Source organism: Gordonia sp. NPDC003376 (assembly GCF_053589235.1).
On the sequence record NZ_JBSFRM010000043.1, the window covers coordinates 21,745 to 37,479 of the forward strand.

At 65.0% G+C, this 15,735-nt stretch carries 16 protein-coding genes and 2 pseudogenes; 9 read left to right on the top strand and 9 right to left on the bottom strand.

Annotation, left to right across the window (positions count from 1 at the left end):
* The first annotated feature begins 370 nt into the window (after positions 1-370).
* Together ACWDUA_RS24660 and ACWDUA_RS24665 are read left to right on the top strand one after the other, a co-directional pair.
* Positions 371-532 carry a hypothetical protein gene (locus ACWDUA_RS24660; RefSeq protein WP_449753659.1) on the top strand — a complete coding sequence of 54 codons (162 nt, stop codon included), beginning with the start codon at positions 371-373 and terminating at the stop codon, positions 530-532.
* 70 nt (positions 533-602) lie between these two features.
* Entirely contained in the window at positions 603-1,040 is a 438-nt protein-coding gene (locus ACWDUA_RS24665) for a VOC family protein (RefSeq protein ID WP_449753660.1), read from the top strand.
* 28 nt (positions 1,041-1,068) lie between these two features.
* Here the strand turns inward: ACWDUA_RS24665 and ACWDUA_RS24670 are convergent, their stop codons facing one another.
* The gene (locus ACWDUA_RS24670) at positions 1,069-2,985 is read right to left on the bottom strand and encodes a heavy metal translocating P-type ATPase (protein WP_449753661.1); all 1,917 of its coding nucleotides are present in this window, start codon (positions 2,983-2,985) and stop codon (positions 1,069-1,071) included.
* A gap of 60 nt (positions 2,986-3,045) precedes the next feature.
* Between ACWDUA_RS24670 and ACWDUA_RS24675 the strand changes: the two genes are divergently transcribed.
* Positions 3,046-3,402 (top strand): ArsR/SmtB family transcription factor, encoded by a 357-nt coding sequence (locus ACWDUA_RS24675; protein ID WP_449753662.1) that lies wholly within the window; start codon positions 3,046-3,048, stop codon positions 3,400-3,402.
* Positions 3,403-3,466: 64 nt separating this feature from the next.
* Here the strand turns inward: ACWDUA_RS24675 and ACWDUA_RS24680 are convergent, their stop codons facing one another.
* The 6 genes from ACWDUA_RS24680 to ACWDUA_RS24705 all read right to left on the bottom strand — a co-directional run bounded on the left by ACWDUA_RS24680 (position 3,467) and on the right by ACWDUA_RS24705 (position 8,659).
* Entirely contained in the window at positions 3,467-3,922 is a 456-nt protein-coding gene (locus ACWDUA_RS24680; RefSeq protein WP_449753663.1) for a hypothetical protein, read from the bottom strand.
* Positions 3,923-3,982: 60 nt separating this feature from the next.
* A complete protein-coding gene (locus ACWDUA_RS24685) occupies positions 3,983-5,032 on the bottom strand; it encodes a DUF6745 domain-containing protein (RefSeq protein ID WP_449753664.1) in 1,050 nt (349 codons plus the stop codon).
* 326 nt (positions 5,033-5,358) lie between these two features.
* A complete protein-coding gene (locus ACWDUA_RS24690) occupies positions 5,359-6,240 on the bottom strand; it encodes a hypothetical protein (protein WP_449753676.1) in 882 nt (293 codons plus the stop codon).
* Positions 6,241-6,354: 114 nt separating this feature from the next.
* Complete coding sequence (locus ACWDUA_RS24695) at positions 6,355-7,530, bottom strand: UPF0158 family protein (protein WP_449753665.1); 1,176 nt, start codon at positions 7,528-7,530, stop codon at positions 6,355-6,357.
* 267 nt (positions 7,531-7,797) lie between these two features.
* Positions 7,798-8,073, bottom strand: coding sequence for a hypothetical protein (locus ACWDUA_RS24700; RefSeq protein WP_449753666.1), 276 nt, complete (start codon positions 8,071-8,073; stop codon positions 7,798-7,800).
* 340 nt (positions 8,074-8,413) lie between these two features.
* Positions 8,414-8,659 carry a hypothetical protein gene (locus ACWDUA_RS24705; protein ID WP_449753667.1) on the bottom strand — a complete coding sequence of 82 codons (246 nt, stop codon included), beginning with the start codon at positions 8,657-8,659 and terminating at the stop codon, positions 8,414-8,416.
* Positions 8,660-8,664: 5 nt separating this feature from the next.
* Here ACWDUA_RS24705 and ACWDUA_RS24710 point away from each other — a divergent pair.
* From ACWDUA_RS24710 to ACWDUA_RS24735, 6 genes and pseudogenes are all read left to right on the top strand, one after another.
* Positions 8,665-9,147, top strand: a pseudogene (locus tag ACWDUA_RS24710) (enoyl-CoA hydratase-related protein); the annotation flags it as partial.
* A 541-nt stretch (positions 9,148-9,688) separates the two neighbouring features.
* Positions 9,689-10,279: a TetR/AcrR family transcriptional regulator gene (locus ACWDUA_RS24715; protein WP_449753668.1), complete on the top strand. Its 591-nt coding sequence runs from the start codon at positions 9,689-9,691 to the stop codon at positions 10,277-10,279.
* Positions 10,280-10,310: 31 nt separating this feature from the next.
* Positions 10,311-10,709, top strand: a complete 399-nt coding sequence (locus ACWDUA_RS24720) for a thioesterase family protein (RefSeq protein WP_449753669.1) — start codon at positions 10,311-10,313, stop codon at positions 10,707-10,709.
* Positions 10,706-11,467, top strand: a complete 762-nt coding sequence (locus tag ACWDUA_RS24725) for an amidohydrolase family protein (RefSeq protein ID WP_449753670.1) — start codon at positions 10,706-10,708, stop codon at positions 11,465-11,467. Before ACWDUA_RS24720 ends, ACWDUA_RS24725 begins: the two co-directional genes overlap by 4 nt.
* Before the next feature lie 293 nt (positions 11,468-11,760).
* Positions 11,761-12,996, top strand: coding sequence for an acyl-CoA dehydrogenase family protein (locus tag ACWDUA_RS24730; RefSeq protein ID WP_449753671.1), 1,236 nt, complete (start codon positions 11,761-11,763; stop codon positions 12,994-12,996).
* 244 nt (positions 12,997-13,240) lie between these two features.
* On the top strand, positions 13,241-13,903 hold the full coding sequence (locus tag ACWDUA_RS24735; protein WP_449753672.1) for a TetR/AcrR family transcriptional regulator: 663 nt from the start codon (positions 13,241-13,243) through the stop codon (positions 13,901-13,903).
* A 405-nt stretch (positions 13,904-14,308) separates the two neighbouring features.
* Here the strand turns inward: ACWDUA_RS24735 and ACWDUA_RS24740 are convergent.
* Together ACWDUA_RS24740 and ACWDUA_RS24745 are read right to left on the bottom strand one after the other, a co-directional pair.
* Positions 14,309-14,491, bottom strand: a pseudogene (locus ACWDUA_RS24740) (ATP-binding protein); the annotation flags it as partial.
* Positions 14,492-15,352: 861 nt separating this feature from the next.
* Entirely contained in the window at positions 15,353-15,646 is a 294-nt protein-coding gene (locus ACWDUA_RS24745; RefSeq protein ID WP_449753673.1) for a hypothetical protein, read from the bottom strand.
* Positions 15,647-15,735: the final 89 nt, after the last annotated feature.

Below are 15,735 nucleotides of genomic sequence, written 5' to 3' on the forward strand. Positions count from 1 at the left end.
ACGGAGGGGCGGTTCCTGCTGGTTCGGTGTGTGGCGCACGGTGATTGAGCCGATGAGGAGCGGAGCGACGAGGCGTGTCGAAATCTCTGCCGGCCGAGCCCGGGACGTGACCACTTCGGACCGTGGTTGCAGAAACGATGGCGGCGATCGTGGTCGGGTTGCTCATCGGTCTCGGTGCCGCCGACGTCGGCCACGGAATCGATCCGGTGCTCGGCGCGCCACTGTACGTGACGTTCCTCCAGGTTCCGGCGGGCGCGCTCCTGTGCGCTGTGAGAGATGTTCGCTTTCTGGGGGTTCGTGGTCGTGGTGAGCTTTGTGGCGGTACCCCTCGTCGTCACCGTTCTCTTCGTTTCGCCCGGCCGATCAAGCGGTGCAGATCGGGATACTGCTGGTCTACGTGGCGTTCCTGATCATCATGCCGATTGCCGGGCTGCTCGTCCCCGTAGCGGTCGCGGTCACCCAGACTCTCGTCGAGGTGATCGGAATGGTGATCTACGTGCGCGCGGTTCCGACGCTCGTCCCGGCACGATGATTGCGGACTCGAGTTGTCCGTGATCGGGTGCATCCTGTAGCCATCCGTCGACCACGAAAGGACGTTTGTCATGGCAGCCGAATTCCAGGTGACCGTCGACTGCGCCGATCCGGCAGCATTGTCAGAATTCTGGGCGCTGGTGCTCGGGTACAGACTCCTCGATCCACCACCGGGGTTCGACACGTGGGAATCGGCACTGATTGCGCTCGGCGTTCCGGAAGACCACCGCAACGACGCCTCGGCGATCGTCGACCCCGAGGGCCGCGGACCCAAGCTGTTCTTCCAGAAGGTCCCCGAAGGCAAGTCGGTCAAGAACCGTCTGCATCTCGACGTGCGTGCGGCGCCGGGTGTGCGGGGTGACGCCCGGATGAGCGCACTCGAGTCCGCGAGCGAGCGGCTCGTCGGGCTCGGCGCCTCGCGGCTGGCCCGGGTCGAACCGTCGCCGCCCCTCGAGGGCGGCCACATCGTGATGGCCGACCCCGAGGGCAACGAGTTCTGCCTGGACTGAGATGACATCGGCGCGCCTTGCCGAGCCGTCAGGATGTTCGGGTGGATCGCCATGTCCGACGGGAGAGCAGCCGGAGACCATTCAGCGCCACCAGGATGGTGGATCCTTCATGGCCTGCGACGCCGATCGGAAGCGGGAGTTCGCCCAGCAGATCCCAAGCGACCAGGACGACGATGAACGTTCCCGCGATGGTCAGGTTGGCGACAACGATCCGTCGTGCCCGCCGGGCGAGGTCGAGCACTGCGGGGATGGCGTTCAGTTCGTCGCGGACGACGACCACATCCGCGGTCTCCATGGTGAGGTCCGCGCCGATGTCCCCCATGGCTATTCCCACATCGGCGGTGGCCAGCGCGGGCGCATCGTTGATGCCGTCACCGACCATGGCGACCCGACAACCGCGGGCGCGCAGCGAGTTCACCTCGGCGACCTTGTCCTGCGGTAGCAACTGCGCATGGAACTCCGTGATCCCGACCTGACGCGCGATGTGTCGCGCGACCGGCGACGCGTCGCCGGTGAGGAGCAGCGGCGGGGTTCCGGTGACCGCGCCGATGGCCTCGACAGCGGTCGGGGCGTCGCCACGGACGCGGTCGGACAACGCGATCTCTCCCCAGGGGACATCGTCCACCCGCACGACGACGCGGATCAGGCCGTCATCGACGTGCGGATGCGCACCGTCCGCGCGCGTCACCTCGACGGTCCGGCCGCTGACGACGGCATGGACACCGTGACCCGGAACGGCGCGGAAGTCGATGGCCTCCGCAACGATCAGCGCGCGCTCGCGAGCCGCGGTGTCGATGGCGCGGCCGAGTGGGTGCTCGCTGCTCGACTCCGCGGCCGCTGCGATGGCCACGATCTCGTCGACGGTCCGCGTACCGAATGGGAGCACTTCGGTGACTGTCGGGCTTCCGGTGGTGACCGTCCCGGTCTTGTCGAGGACCACCGTGGTGATGTCGGCGAGCCTCTCCATCGCCACGGCTGACTTCACGAGGACGCCGTGGCGCCCGGCGGTCGACATCGCCGAGAGCAACGGGGGCATCGTGGCGAGGACGACGGCACACGGGGACGCCACGATCATGAAGGTCATCGCGCGGAGGAGCGTCGATCGCAGATCGGCACCGACGATCATGGGGATGGCGAACAGCGCGAGGGTCGCCGCGACGACGACGATCGAGTAGACGTGCTCGACCTTCTCGATGAACAGTTGCGCGGATGCCTTGCTGGCCGACGCGCTCTCGACGAGTGCCGAGATGCGTGCGACCACGGTGTTCTCCGGGGATGTGGTCACCCGGACACGCAGCGCTCCTGTGCCGTTCACGGTTCCGGCGAAGACCTTGTCGCCCAGGAGTTTCGGCTCGGGCAGTGGTTCACCGCTGATCGAGGACTGGTCGACGTCGCTGGCGCCGTCCAGCACGGTTGCGTCCGCGGCGATGCGTTCGCCGGGTCGGACCAGGACCACGTCATCGATCGACAGGTGCCGGGCGTCGACGAGTTCCTCGGTGCCGTCGGTCGCGATTCGGGTGGCCCGCTCGGGGGTGAGGTCGAGCAGGTGACGAACCGAGTCCGCGGTGCGGCGGCTTGCCAGTTCCTCGAGCGCACCCGACGTCGCGAAGATGACGATCAGGAGTGCGCCGTCGAAGACCTGACCGATGGCCGCCGCGCCGATCGCCGCCACGATCATCAGCAGGTCGACGTCGAGAGTGCGGTCCCGGAGCGCACGGAGTCCGTCCAGGGCCGGTTCCCAGCCGCCGGTGACGTAGCAGCCGAGGTACAGCAACCAGATCAGCCACACAGGGCCGTCGGTCAGTTGTACCGCGAGGCCGCTTGCGAAGAGGACTGTGGCGGTGAGTGCCCACCGGACCGACGGGATCGCCCAGGGTGGAGGCCGCCGCGCGTGTCGTTGTGGTGCGGTATCCGGGCGGCGACGAACGGCAAAGGGCTGCGACATATGTAGCACAGTACATATGTAGATGTGTACATGTATTAGGGGTGTGATTGACTCGAACACATGGGTCACGGAGTCCAGGGGCGACCGACGCCCAGTGCGTCGTTGGATGCCGCATCTGCCGCGACGGTGGCCGAGACGCTGCAGGCTCTTGCATCGCCCAATCGATTGCTGATCCTCACACGGTTGCGGCAGGGGCCCTGTGCAGTCACCGACCTGGCAGAGGCTGTGGGTATGGACCAGCCGGCGGTGTCGCACCAGCTCCGATTGCTCCGCACGATGGGGCTGGTCGTCGGCGCCCGCAAAGGCCGAAGCGTCGTCTACAGCCTGTACGACTCTCATGTCGCTGCCCTTCTCGACGAGGCGGTGTACCACATCGAGCATCTGCGGTTGGGTGGCCGCGGCCGCGACCTCGCGTGACGCGCAGACGTTCTCGGCTGGAAGGCGCCGGTGGCACCGGCGCCCTGTGGGCTCCGGTCGGCGCCTAGTCGACGACGAACTGCGACGTACCGAACCGGGGACCGCCCACGCCGTGCTCACGCTGGCGCCGGATGACATAGCTTCCCGGCGCGATGCCGGTGGCACCGTGCTCGGGGTGGATCAGATATGCCACCGTGGTGGTCTCGACGATGCCGAGTGCGAGGCCGGTGGGATCGATGACAAATCGTCCCCATCCGCATCCGGGGCCCTCGGCGACCAGGGTGTGCGGGTTGCCGCCGCCGGCGCTGCGCAGCAGTTCCAGCCCGGTGGGCGGAACGGGTCGGGTGAAGTACTGGGTATGGCAATGGACATCGGGTGTGAGATCACGGGGGAGGACGATGAGATCGCCCTGTGCCTGCGGTCCGTCGAGGATCGGGATCGACACCGATCGGTCGAGATGGTCGAGCACGGAGAGACCCGAAAGCGTTGTGAGTCGGTCGAGGGTCATCACTGAGGACATGGGATCACCTGTGGGGTCGTAGGGCTGGACGGGAGGCGGTGGCAACGGGATCGGCGTGGCTCATGTGCGCCGTCCGAGCCGGGCGTAGTCGGCGCCGGTGAGACCATAGGTCCAGCCGGCGGCCTCGAGCGCGGAGTCGAATCCGGGGACACCGATGGCATACCGTCGGCGAGTGCCATCCCGCTCTGTCGAGCCGTTGGTGGCCAACAGGATTCGCTTGCTGGTACGCCACTGTGACGGGGAGCTGTACAACTCGAGCACACAGCCCGGGTTGCCGGGGTCGTCGGCGCGGTCGACGGGGTCGAGTCCTGCGGCGTCGAGGTACTGGTCCCATCCGAGGCGTTCGATGGCACATCGACGGATCTCCACGTTACGTTCGGTATCGATGCGCGCGACGGTGGGATCATCGATCACCCATTCGGGGACGACAGTGCCGTGTAGTACGAAAGTACTTGTGCCGTCGGCGAATTCTATCGCCGGACGGTGGTCGTGGTGGAGTCGTCGTTCGTGATGGACACCGCCGGGGATCGCCTCGGTGACCAATTCAACGGGGCGTTCGGCCAGAACGCAGAAACCGTCGAAGGCCCACCACCATCCGGTCGACTGCACCAATCTCGACCGGATGTCGAGGAGGGCGGCGTCGTCGGCTCCGCACCGGGTCAATCCGAGTTGGATAAATGCGTCGTCGGTTCCGACCCGGTAGGCGTCCTGCTGGCCGAACCAGGTGATCACGGTGGGCAGTGGCAGCAATTGTGCGCGGATTGCGGCCACCACACCGTCGACCAGACTGATACGTAACGAGTTCCACATCGTCTGCCAGACGAGTTCGGAGAGCTCGACGCCGTCGGCCGCGGCCTCGGGTGGCGGTTGGAGGTGTCTCCAGGTCTGGGCGAACGACGTGGGATGCGGCCGACGACTCCGGTGGTGCAGGCGGTTTCGTGACGTCCGCAACAGGTCGGCGATCCGACCGGATGCCTCGTCGACGAGGTCCGCGGTCGAGTCCGAATACCGGTGGCTCTCGGTGTCGATGATGGCGTGGGCGGCGGCGGGCGAGTCTGCCCAGAGGAAAGCCGGGGGAGTCTGCCCGATACGCCGATAGAGTTCTGCCACCGCATCTTCGGCGTTTGCCCGGTCGGACGATGCGGTCTGTAGCCCATGTGCGAGCCAGCCGTCACGCAACGTACAGAGCTGCCATGCCTGATCGACACGATGCTCGGTGGATTCGATGAGGGATTGGCGACCTGACGTCGCTCGTGTGCGCACCGCGGTCACCTGATGGTGGCGGAGTGCGCCTTTCCGATGGAAAATGTCATCACGGTTGCCAAGAATGGCATGCGATCGGTGTTCACGCAAGCGTCGGCACTGGGACCGTCACGTCCCGCCCACCGCGAGGTGGTCGGTCGTTGTGCGGTGATTCGCTTGAAACGCAGTCGATCTCAGTCGAAGTACGAGGCGAACTGAGGGTAGGGAACCTGGCCGGTCGCGCTGGCCTTGATCGCGTTCGCCACCGTCTGGGGGATCGGCGCCCAGTAGGCGGGCATCGTGGCGGCGAGCGACGGCTTCACGATGTAGATGAGGGCGAAGTTCACCACCCACAGCGGCGGTGCCATCGACATCCCGACCGTCGTCGTGATCCCGCCCCGGGTGTTGGTGACCAATTGTGCGGCGCCTGAGATCTGCTGTGAGGCAAAGCCGAAGGGAACCTGAACGGAATAGGCCGAGCGATACAGCGCCAGCAGACTGTGCCTCGCACCGTTGTTGCGCATCCATGTGCCGATGTAGGCGCCCGGTGCGAGCAGCGTGTTGACCTGTCGGGTCGGCGCACTCGCGTTGGCCGGGCTCTGCAACATACCGTGGCTGTTGACGTAGAGGCCGTAGCTGCCGAGTACCGAGCCGCCGTACATCGGCCGGCCGATGGTGTTGGTGAGAATGACCAGGCAGGCGTCGATGGTCTTCGCGGCATCGCGATCACCGCCCACGCCGCCACCGCTGAGCAACGCCCGATACTGCTGTTCGGACAGGGCATCTCGGGGTGAGAGTCCGATCGCTGCGGCGATCCGCTCGGTCGCAGCCTGCCCGAGTGGCTGGTTCAGCTGTGCTGGGCTCGTCATCTCCGGTGGCGCCACAGCCTCGAAAGCAGGTGCACCCGCGAACGGTTGGGCGAACCCGGTGGCCGATCCGCCCGGGGCGGCCACCGCTGTCGCCGACGTCGACAGCGTCAGCGCCACCAGTGCGACGACCATCAGGACCAGACCGACGGAGCGCCGTCGCCACGGTTCTCGCAGTCGTCGTCGACGAGTCGGTTCCGGGGAGGCCATGTGTCGCATGGGGCGCCTCATCGAGGTCGAGTGGACGAGCACGAGCTTTCTCAGTGAATCCCCGCGGAGTTCGGTGTGTCAAGAGGCGGCGGCGGGTGCCCACCGGTGTCCGCGTCAGCCGACTCGGATTCCCTTGTAGGCGAGAAACTCTCGGGCGTGTCCGATCTTGCGCTCGTCGGAGAAGGTACGCCACTCGTCGAGCAGCCCTTCGTCGGAGACAAGGTCCCTGAACCTGCGGAATGCGCCGCGGCCCTCGAGTGCGTGTTCCATGCGTTGACGCACGTCCGCGTCACGTTGTTGCTCGGCGAAGGCAGCCATGTCCTTCCAGCCCTCGCGCGAGGACACCTTGTCGAACATCAACCAGCGGTCGATGTCCTCGTCGACATCGATCGCGGCATCTTCGCCGACCATTCCCGGGTCGGTGGCACCGCCGTCGCGCACCTCGCCGGTATGGAGGTCGATGAATCCGTAAGTCCACTCCCTGCTGTTGCTGTGGAGTGTGTATTCGAGTTCGTCGAGCTGGACCGGCACCGCCTTCCCGGGGAGTGGTTCGCCACGCAGGAGTGCTTGCAGATCCTCGGCGAGGATCGCATCACCGGGGCCCTCGCGGGTGGTCAGTCCGTCGATGACCGCGCGGGCGATCGGTTCGGCCGCGTCTCGTCCCGCCCGCAATGCCAAGACGACCCCCGACCCCACGTGCTGCAGCGCCGGGGTCACGTCGCGGCCGAGCACGGCGGCGAGAAACCGGTCGATGTCTTTCATGTACACCGCTCCCCGGACCTCGCGGTGATCGACCGGATCGGAGGTGTCCACAGCCGGCCAGTCCGGACGGAACATCGGGTGCGTGCCGGCGGGCCGGGGTGGCATCTCGATGGTGTCTTCGTAGTCCAGCCACCTGCGACCGAAGGGGTCGGGGATCGTGCCCCATCCCTGATAGGGGGTCGGAGTATCCGGTTCGCCGCCGAGCACATCGCGAGGATCGATCGGTAGGTCCGCGATGGTGCACGCGTGCGTCCAGCCCCCGGCGGAGTCGACGAAGCGAAAGACCGCGCCGCGAGAGAGCAGTTCGGCGACGGCGGAATGGTCGACGTCCTGGGTCCGCCCGTCGGGCAACGTGAAGCCACCGGGCTGCGGCGCGGACCACCTTCCGAAGCCGACGCTGATGGCGGTGGCCAGTTCGGCGAATGTGTGTGATGGGCTGACGGCGAGCACTCTCGCCGGGCGTGGCCACACATCCTCGCGAGGGCCCCCGAGGAGCTCCACCGTCACCGACAACCAGTCCTGAGCCATGAATCCGATCATGGCATGCATACCGAGTGTTCGAAACCATCTGCGGTGAGTGTGCTGGTCGGTCCCACCGGAGTTCCTGTTCACTCGTCCCGAGTGGTGGGAAAAGGAACTCCGACAGGATCAGGTCACCGGTCGAGCGTGCGAGCCCCGAATGTCAGGCGGGATTCGGGAACGACAGCAGTCGGTCCAGTCCACGTTGCTCGCCGGCGTGTAATGGCCCGAGTACCAAATCGCGCCGGCGTGACGGTGTGAGGCACCCGGCCGGGCTCAGGCGCGGTCGGCGGTCTGTTCGCGTCGGTCCTGCAGCCGCATGATCGGTCCCAGTGACACCGCGGCAACGAGCACGAGCCCTGCCGGCAGACGCCAGGGCGCGGCCCGTCCCAGGTCGGTGTCGGGCACGGCGTCGACCACGGCGCCCACCGCAGCCGATGCCGGCAGTACGAGGATTCCGCCGATGGACGCGTACACGCCGTAATAGGAGCCGAGATGCTGCTCGCGCGCGAAGCCGGGAATCGCCGCTCGCGCCGTCGGACCGGTGATCATCTGCCCGATTGCGAGGAGCAGTACGAACAGCAGTGCACCGATGAGAGTGGCCGGCCGGGAGCCGACGGCAGCTGCGGTACCGACGGCGACGAGCCCGAGCCGTGACCCGCATCTGCGCGATCACCACGACCAGCGACGAGGCGGCGGGCAGGACACCGAGGGGTTCCTGGTCGCCCCAACCGCGGTCGCGTTCGATGGGTACGAGCAGGTACAGCTGGTTGTAGGCGACGAGCGAGACGCCGACCGTCAAGGAGAACCACAGGAACACAGGGTTTCTCGCGATGTCGCGCCATCCGGACAGTTCCGAACCGCGCGTCGGGGGTGGACGGTGCGCGGGTAGTCATCGCCACTGTGCGGCGCCGATCAGCACGAACACCGCGGCACCGGTGAACGCCACGGTGCGGAAGTCGACATTGAGCAGGAGGGCGCCGAGAAGCGGTCCGGTGAACGCGCCGATCTGGCCGAACGCGTTGAACAGCGCGAAGGCGTCGATCCGTGCGTGGGAGCCGTCGATGGTGTCTGAGCTGCGGGCGAGTTCTGTCTCCACGGCGGGGGAGAAGAGTGCGCCGGCGAACCCGGTGAGCACTTTTCGACTGGCTGCTGGCGAACCCCGATCGTGGCGAGTGGTACGTCGGCCGGGTGCAGGGACTGTTCGCCCGGATGCTGACGTTCCCGCTTCCCAGGTGGCGGCCGTCAACGGCCATTCCTTCGGTGCCGGAGCGATGTTCGCGATCGCGCACGACTTTCGCACGATGCGACAAGACCGGGGGCTACTACTGCGTCCCCGAGGTGGACATCGACATTCCCTTCACACCAGGCATGGCCGCCCTCATCCAGGCCAACCTCACACCGCAGGCCGCGATCACCGCCATGAGCACCGGCCACCGGTACGGCGGCGTGGAGGCAATGGCAGCTGGGCTCGTCGATGCCACTGCCGCTGAGGGTGCCGTCGTCGACGCTGCGATCGAGCGACTGACCCCGATCGTCGGCAAGAAGCCGGACACGCTGCGAACGATCAACACCACCGTGTTCGGTTCGGCCATCGACTCATTGCGTGCGGTCCGCGCGGGCTAGGTCGGCTTCTCTCACCCGATCTCGCAGTCCGGAAGACGGGTCTGACGGTTTTGTCGGCATCCGTCGATCGCATGAATGCATGTTCGATTACGCCGATCCAGAGGGTGACCTGACACGCATCGCGCAGGCCGATCGTTCGGGGCCGGTGCAGGCGGGGCCGTTGGCGGTGCGGTCGCGTCCGCTGAATATGGCAGAGATCGAACGACTTTCGCCGATCGATTCCACCGGTCGTGGCGGTTTGGTGGTGGCGCCGCCTTACCCGGCCGATAGACCACCGCCCCTGGCAACTGGAGTTCAGCCGATGAGGAGCGTAGGGCTGACCCCTTGAATCCGCCCAGCGACGAGGCCTGTCAAACCTCCGCCGGTCGACATAGCGACGTGACCATCTCGCTCCTGGACCATCGCGCCACAGGACCATCGCGCCGCTGGACCACCATCACGAAGACCATGATCGGACATCCTCGCCGCTACGTCCTTCCGCGCCAAAGGGTGACAGGCCCCGTGACTTGATCGAACTTTACTGACCTGTCATTATATTAGAATGACGGCGAAGAAACACTCGGCATCAGGGGAGCGAATCCTCGCGACGGCGCGAGAGATCTTCTACGCCGAGGGCATCGGGGCGGTCGGTGTCGATCGGCTCGTCGCGGAGGCGGGAGTCACGAAGCCGACGCTGTATGCCCAATTCGGATCCAAGGCGAATCTCGTGGCCGAGGTACTCGATCGGCGTCGACTGGACCGACAGGAGGCCCTTGTGGCGTTCTTGGAGACAATAGATGGTGAACCGATCGACCGGTTGCTCTCGGTATTCGACTGGCTTGCCGAAGGACATGGACGCTCGGGTTTTCGTGGCTGCCCGTTCACCAACGCCGCGGTTGAGTTGCCCGATCCGTTACATCCTGCGCGCCAGGTGATCTCGTCCTACAAGGCATGGCTGCGGGCGAGTCTGTCCGAGTTGGCGGCCGAGGCGGGCCTCGAGAACCCGAACCAGTGGGGATCCGATCTGCAGTTGCTCATCGACGGCGCCAATGCGCGGGTCGTGGTCGATGACGACCGCACGGCCATTCACGACGCAGGACGAGTGGCAGCATCCCTGCTCGGACGTCCCCGACCCACATCACCGAAAGCCTAGGAGAACGATGTCGACAAACATGGACGTGGGAATGACCGCCACCTTCGACTACGTGGTCCCCGCCTCACGCACCGTGCCGAACCTCCTACCGGAATCGACTCAGTTCGCCCGGATGCCTGAAGTGCTGGCCACCGGGTATCTCGTGGGTTTGGTCGAGTGGGCGTGTATGGGCCTACTCGAGGGGCACCTGGGTGACAACGAGCGAACGCTGGGCACCCATGTCGACCTTTCGCACGAGGCACCGACCCTGCCGGGGTCGAACCTGCATATCGTCGTCGAGCTGATCGATATCGACTCTCGCGCTCTGACTTTCGATGTCATGGTCACGGATGGAAATACTGTCGTCTGCCGAGGCCGTCACCGTCGGGCAATCGTCGACCTGCGACGATTCGAGGCACGGCTCAGCACAATGCAGGCGGTGCCCCGGTGAGCCCCGCACCGAGAGTATTCGACGCGCACCTGCACATCATCGATCCCCGCTTCCCGCTCATCGAGAACAACGGATACCTGCCGCCGGCATTCACCGTCGCGGACTATCGAGCGCGCATCGCCCACCTCGGAATCGATGGTGGGGCAGTGGTGTCGGGGTCCTTTCAGGCCTTCGATCAGCGTTATCTCGTCGCTGCGCTGCAAGCGCTCGGGCCCGGCTATGTCGGTGTCACCCAGATCCCGGCCGATGCCTCCGACGCCGAGATCCTCGAACTCGACCGGCACGGTGTTCGCGCCGTGCGATTCAACGCTCGCCGAGGTGGCTCCGCCGACCTCGCCGAACTCGACCGCCTAGCGCGTCGTGTCCACGATCTGGCGGGCTGGCACACCGAGCTCTACATCGACTCCCAGGCCCTACCCGACCTGTCCGCCGTCCTACGATCCCTGCCCGCGATCAGCGTCGACCATCTCGGACTGAGCGCCCAGGGTCTGTCCCATCTTCTGCACCTCGTCGAATCCGGAGCGCGGGTCAAGGCAACCGGTTTCGGTCGAATCGACGTCGATCCGAGTACGGCGATCAGGCAGATCATGGCGGTCAACCCGCAGGCCCTGGTTGTCGGCACGGACCTGCCGTCGACTCGCGCGCGGCGGCCGTTCGAGGACTCCGACGTCGATCTCATCCGCGACGTCGTCGGTGACAACCACATCGACGATGTCTTCTGGAACAACGCCGCCTTGCTCTACCGCATCGGCCGCTAGAACGGTTCGACACTGCGTCCTGGTCCTGATGACCGCTCACGGGTGTGAGTACATCGCGCAACTCAAAGACAGTCAGGCTTGACTGTTTAATTGGCGAGCCGTTAATCTCGGCGCTAGTGGAGTACCTCACGGAGTGGCCGGTCGACGACGATCACCGGAGGTGTGCGTCGGTGCTGTTCGTGGCTGACGCAAGTCCGACGCCCAAATCCGGACGATCTGCGGCGGAGCTTCGGGGATCAAGGAAGTCAGTGGAAAGTCTCTCGGGATGTGAGTCTTTCGGAAAGTCAGGTTCGATGGATACCACCGTTACGGATCAGCAGATCTCCCGGACCCAGGACCGGATGTGGCACGACACTTGGTTGCCGCAGGAGACGGTCGAGCTGCGCGCCCGGGCGCGCAAGACCGTTGAAGCGAGGCTGGCACCCGTGGCGCGGCGCATCGGGTCGCAGGAAGAGTCCGTCGAGAGCTTTCCGTGGGACGCCTTCCGCGGGCTCGCCGATGAGGGATTGTTCGGGGCGCCCTTCGCCGCGCCACTCGGCACCGGCCTCGAGTATCCGATGCTCGGAACCTGCACAGTCACCGAAGAGATCGCCTATCACTCATCGTCGATGGCCGGGGTGTACGACGGTCAGTGCATTCTCGTCCCGCAGGCCCTGAGCTTCGCCTCCGACGAGGTGCGGGCACGGCTCCTCCCGAAGCTGGTCGCGGGAACCGAGGCATTCTCGTTTGCCACAACCGAACCCGACGCCAGCAGTGACCTGTCGATCGACGCACTGCAAACCGTCGCAGTGGAGACGGACGACGGCTTCGTGGTCAACGGGCGGAAGCGGTGGATCACCAACAGCGTGGTCGCGGCGTGGGCGGCCGTTCTCGTTCGGACCGGCGAGCGGATGAACATGCTCCTCGTAGACATGCATGCGCCGGGCGTGCGCGTAGGAACACCCGATCTGAAGATGGGACATCGCGGACAGCTGACCGCCGACATTGTGTTCGATGACGTCTTCGTCCCTCGCGAACATCTGCTCGGCGCTCCGGGTGCCGGACTGTCGGTTGCGCTGTCGTGTCTCACCCGAGGTCGCATCGGTATCGGCGCCGCCGGGGTCGGGGTGGCGCAAGCTGCGGTCGACCTTGCCGTCCACCGGTTGCGCACTCGCAAACTCTTCGGGGGACCACTCGGGAAGATGCAGTACTGGCAGTTCAAGATGGCCGAGCGCACCACCGAGATCGAGTGCGCCAGAACGCTCTACCAGAAGGCGGCCACCCGGCTCGATCGCGGTGACCGCAACGCTGAGCCCGAGGCGGCGATGGCGAAGGCGTTCGGCACACGGATCGCCGTGGACACCGTCCGCGACGCCCTTCAGATCCACGGCGGGTACGGGTTCGCGCGACAGGTCGCCGAAACCGGCGAATCGGTGCGTCTCGAGGAACTGTATCGAGACGCGAAGATCCTCGAGATCTTCGAGGGCGCGAATGAACTGCAGCAATGGGTCATCGCACGGAACCTGATCGGTCGGGATATCACCGGCTGACCGATCCCGACCCGCGCCGAGAGGGGAGGCAGGACTGACGTGGGGGACTGACAGGGCCGTACGCCGGCGACCTCCCCACCCGGATCTTCCACCGCTCTGCCGAAACACTCGACGGGGGTGCGACCACACCCAGAGACTGCTCATCGATTACGTCGCGGTCATGAGAAAATGGTCACGCCCAGACTGATCAGACTTTCTGCCGGACGGTGCATCGTCCTCCAGCACCCTGCAAGGCGAGGTTTCCGTGAGTGTCCCATCGAGAACGTCGGCAACCCGTGCAGGTTCGAAACCCAAACGGGCTGAACAGGAGCGGAGTCGACTCGCCAAGCGTCGTATCCTCGATGCGGCCGTGAAGGTGCTGGTCGACGAGGGATACTCGAACGCGACCACCCTGCGGATTCAGAAAGAGGCCGGTGTCTCACGCGGCGGCCTGCTGCATCATTTTCCCTCGCGTGATGCGCTCCTCATCGCCTCGGTCCACCACCTGGCGGCCGAGCGGTTCCGCGACCTCGGTTCCCGGACCGACTGGCCAGAGGAGCCGCGCGAACGGATCTCTGACGCGATCGACACCATGTGGGCCACCTACGCGCAGCCCTATTTCTGGGCGTCGATCGAACTGTGGGTCGCCGCCCGCTCCCACGAGGAACTGCGTGTCGCGCTACTGCCGGCGGAACAGATCATGGGCGCGACGGTTCGCGCATCGACCGACGTCTTCTTCGGAGCCCAATTGTGTGGGCATCCCGAGTATCCGAGGATACGTGAGTTGCTGAATACCAGCATGCGTGGCGTGGCCATGACCTACGCGCTCGAGCCGCGGAACCACCGCGATGATCCCCACCTGCATGACTGGAAGACCACCGCGTGGACGACCCTCCTGTCTGTGGAAGAGCGCGCACACAAGCGTTAGCCTCGGGCTTTCACGCTGATTGCATGTCGTGAAAGGAGAAAGGTGCTCTGAACAGGAATAATTCGACCTACCACAGTCCGAATCAGTGAAGTTCAAGGAGCACCAATCTGGTGAGTAGGTCTACGTCGAGTCCGTCGTTGTCCAAAGATGTTGGGTGACAACGTACTTGGTAGCAGTGACGGGCATCAAGGAGTCGTCGACCAGCGACGATCATCCAGGTACCGATTGTTCTGCATGACAGTTGATCTGAGACAAGACGGCCGGAACGGTCGATGGGCTTGTCACCCGACAGTGTCCGATGACATCGCATCTGGAAGCGCTGCCATCGATTTGGGAGGAGTGCCAACGGCCAGTTTGATGTCCCCGCTGGTGGCCAAGTAGAAGTCCCCGCCTTGTGCGGGTTGGTCAGTGGTGGGGCGCCTCCGTTCGGTGGGTCATGCGGTATGAATCGCCGTCGGTGATGACGGTGATGACGGTGGTGGCGTGGTGCAGTAGGCGGTCGAGGATGCTGACTGCGGTGGTGTGTTCGTGTAGGAACCGGCCCCATTGCTCGAAGGGCCAGTAGGAGGCCAACATGAAAGCGGGCCTCCTGAGATAGCTGGTGAGTGGTCAGAGACCACCAGCATCACGGGAGGCCCGCCTACTCTGGCGGAGCCACAGGGGTGGGGAATTTAGATGAGCATCAGTGGGGAATTTCGATGAGCGCCGTCACAGCGTCGACGCCGGACTCGTAAGCGCTCTGAGTGACAGACGATCTGACACGAACGCCGGCTCTTTCATCGACCAAGCAAGTCTGGTGACACGGAAAACGAGAAGAAGCCCCGTCAGCGAAACGTCAGGTCGGCAGTTGCAACCTCTCAGACCTCTGACATCGGCTCCCAGGTTGCCTGTCAATGTCTCAACTACGTTGTCATCCGACACCGACAGTAGGGGGCGGCGGTCGATGCATCTGGTGAAACAAGCAGCGGTTTACTTTACATAATGTATCTTATCGGCATCAAAGTAGGACGAGTAGAAACAGGTGAGAGAACTCGTTGTGAATGATCACCCAGTTTGGCGAGTGTTCACCCCGCTGGCGAGCTTGGTCGCTGTTTTGGCGGCGTTTGACAACGTGGCGGCGCTTGAGTTGCCTTGCCGGTCACCGTGCATTTCGGGCAGGTCGTCAGAACGATGTTTGAACTTGGTTGTGTGCGAGGCGCGATCGTACAAGAACACCTCGAAAGCCCGCTACGCGCCTACTATCACAGGTACTTGCGCGTACCCGGTGATACGTCACGTGACGAATCATGTAAGAACGGGGCGCCAGAACATCATCAGCGTCGGCTCGGGCTGTCCGAGTCGAGGCAGCCTTGCGCCAGGCATGAAACGACGAACACGCGAGGTCGACGAGTTCGCATAGCCACTTCACCGGGTAGGTGTCGAGGTGGTCGGCGACGAACTGAAAGCGGCTCACCAGTTCGTCTCCCCGGCGAAATACTTCGCCGCCGCACGCAAGATCTCCCGTTCGGTGGTCAGCTTGTGCTTCTCGCTGCGCAATGCCGCGTTCTCGGCCTCCAACCGTGCGACCTTGGCCTCGATGCTCTCCTCGCCGACCACACCTGCCACGCCTGTGGCGTCCGGTCGGGCCTTGAGAGGACTGGCTGCGTTGCTGCCATCGGCAGCAGTCTTGCGACCGGTGCCGTAACGGTCTAACCAGTTCCGCAGGGTGCCCCGCTCGATACCGAGATCAGCCGCGACTGTCAAGGGACATCGGGAAGTGCCCACTGGCGGACATGAAAACTGCCCAACGGAGGACACGAGGGGGTGCCCAACGGCGGACACGAAACTGCCCA

What these genes read in the sequence shown, in the direction of transcription:
- ACWDUA_RS24665 (WP_449753660.1), top strand. Translation starts at nt 603, where the DNA reads ATGGCAGCCGAATTCCAGGTGACCGTCGACTGCGCCGATCCGGCAGCA.
- ACWDUA_RS24730 (WP_449753671.1), top strand. Translation starts at nt 11,761, where the DNA reads ATGGATACCACCGTTACGGATCAGCAGATCTCCCGGACCCAGGACCGG.
- ACWDUA_RS24670 (WP_449753661.1), bottom strand. Translation starts at nt 2,985, where the DNA reads ATGTCGCAGCCCTTTGCCGTTCGTCGCCGCCCGGATACCGCACCACAA.
- ACWDUA_RS24720 (WP_449753669.1), top strand. Translation starts at nt 10,311, where the DNA reads ATGACCGCCACCTTCGACTACGTGGTCCCCGCCTCACGCACCGTGCCG.
- ACWDUA_RS24675 (WP_449753662.1), top strand. Translation starts at nt 3,046, where the DNA reads ATGGGTCACGGAGTCCAGGGGCGACCGACGCCCAGTGCGTCGTTGGAT.
- ACWDUA_RS24715 (WP_449753668.1), top strand. Translation starts at nt 9,689, where the DNA reads ATGACGGCGAAGAAACACTCGGCATCAGGGGAGCGAATCCTCGCGACG.
- ACWDUA_RS24695 (WP_449753665.1), bottom strand. Translation starts at nt 7,530, where the DNA reads ATGGCTCAGGACTGGTTGTCGGTGACGGTGGAGCTCCTCGGGGGCCCT.
- ACWDUA_RS24700 (WP_449753666.1), bottom strand. Translation starts at nt 8,073, where the DNA reads ATGATCACCGGTCCGACGGCGCGAGCGGCGATTCCCGGCTTCGCGCGC.
- ACWDUA_RS24680 (WP_449753663.1), bottom strand. Translation starts at nt 3,922, where the DNA reads ATGTCCTCAGTGATGACCCTCGACCGACTCACAACGCTTTCGGGTCTC.
- ACWDUA_RS24690 (WP_449753676.1), bottom strand. Translation starts at nt 6,240, where the DNA reads ATGGCCTCCCCGGAACCGACTCGTCGACGACGACTGCGAGAACCGTGG.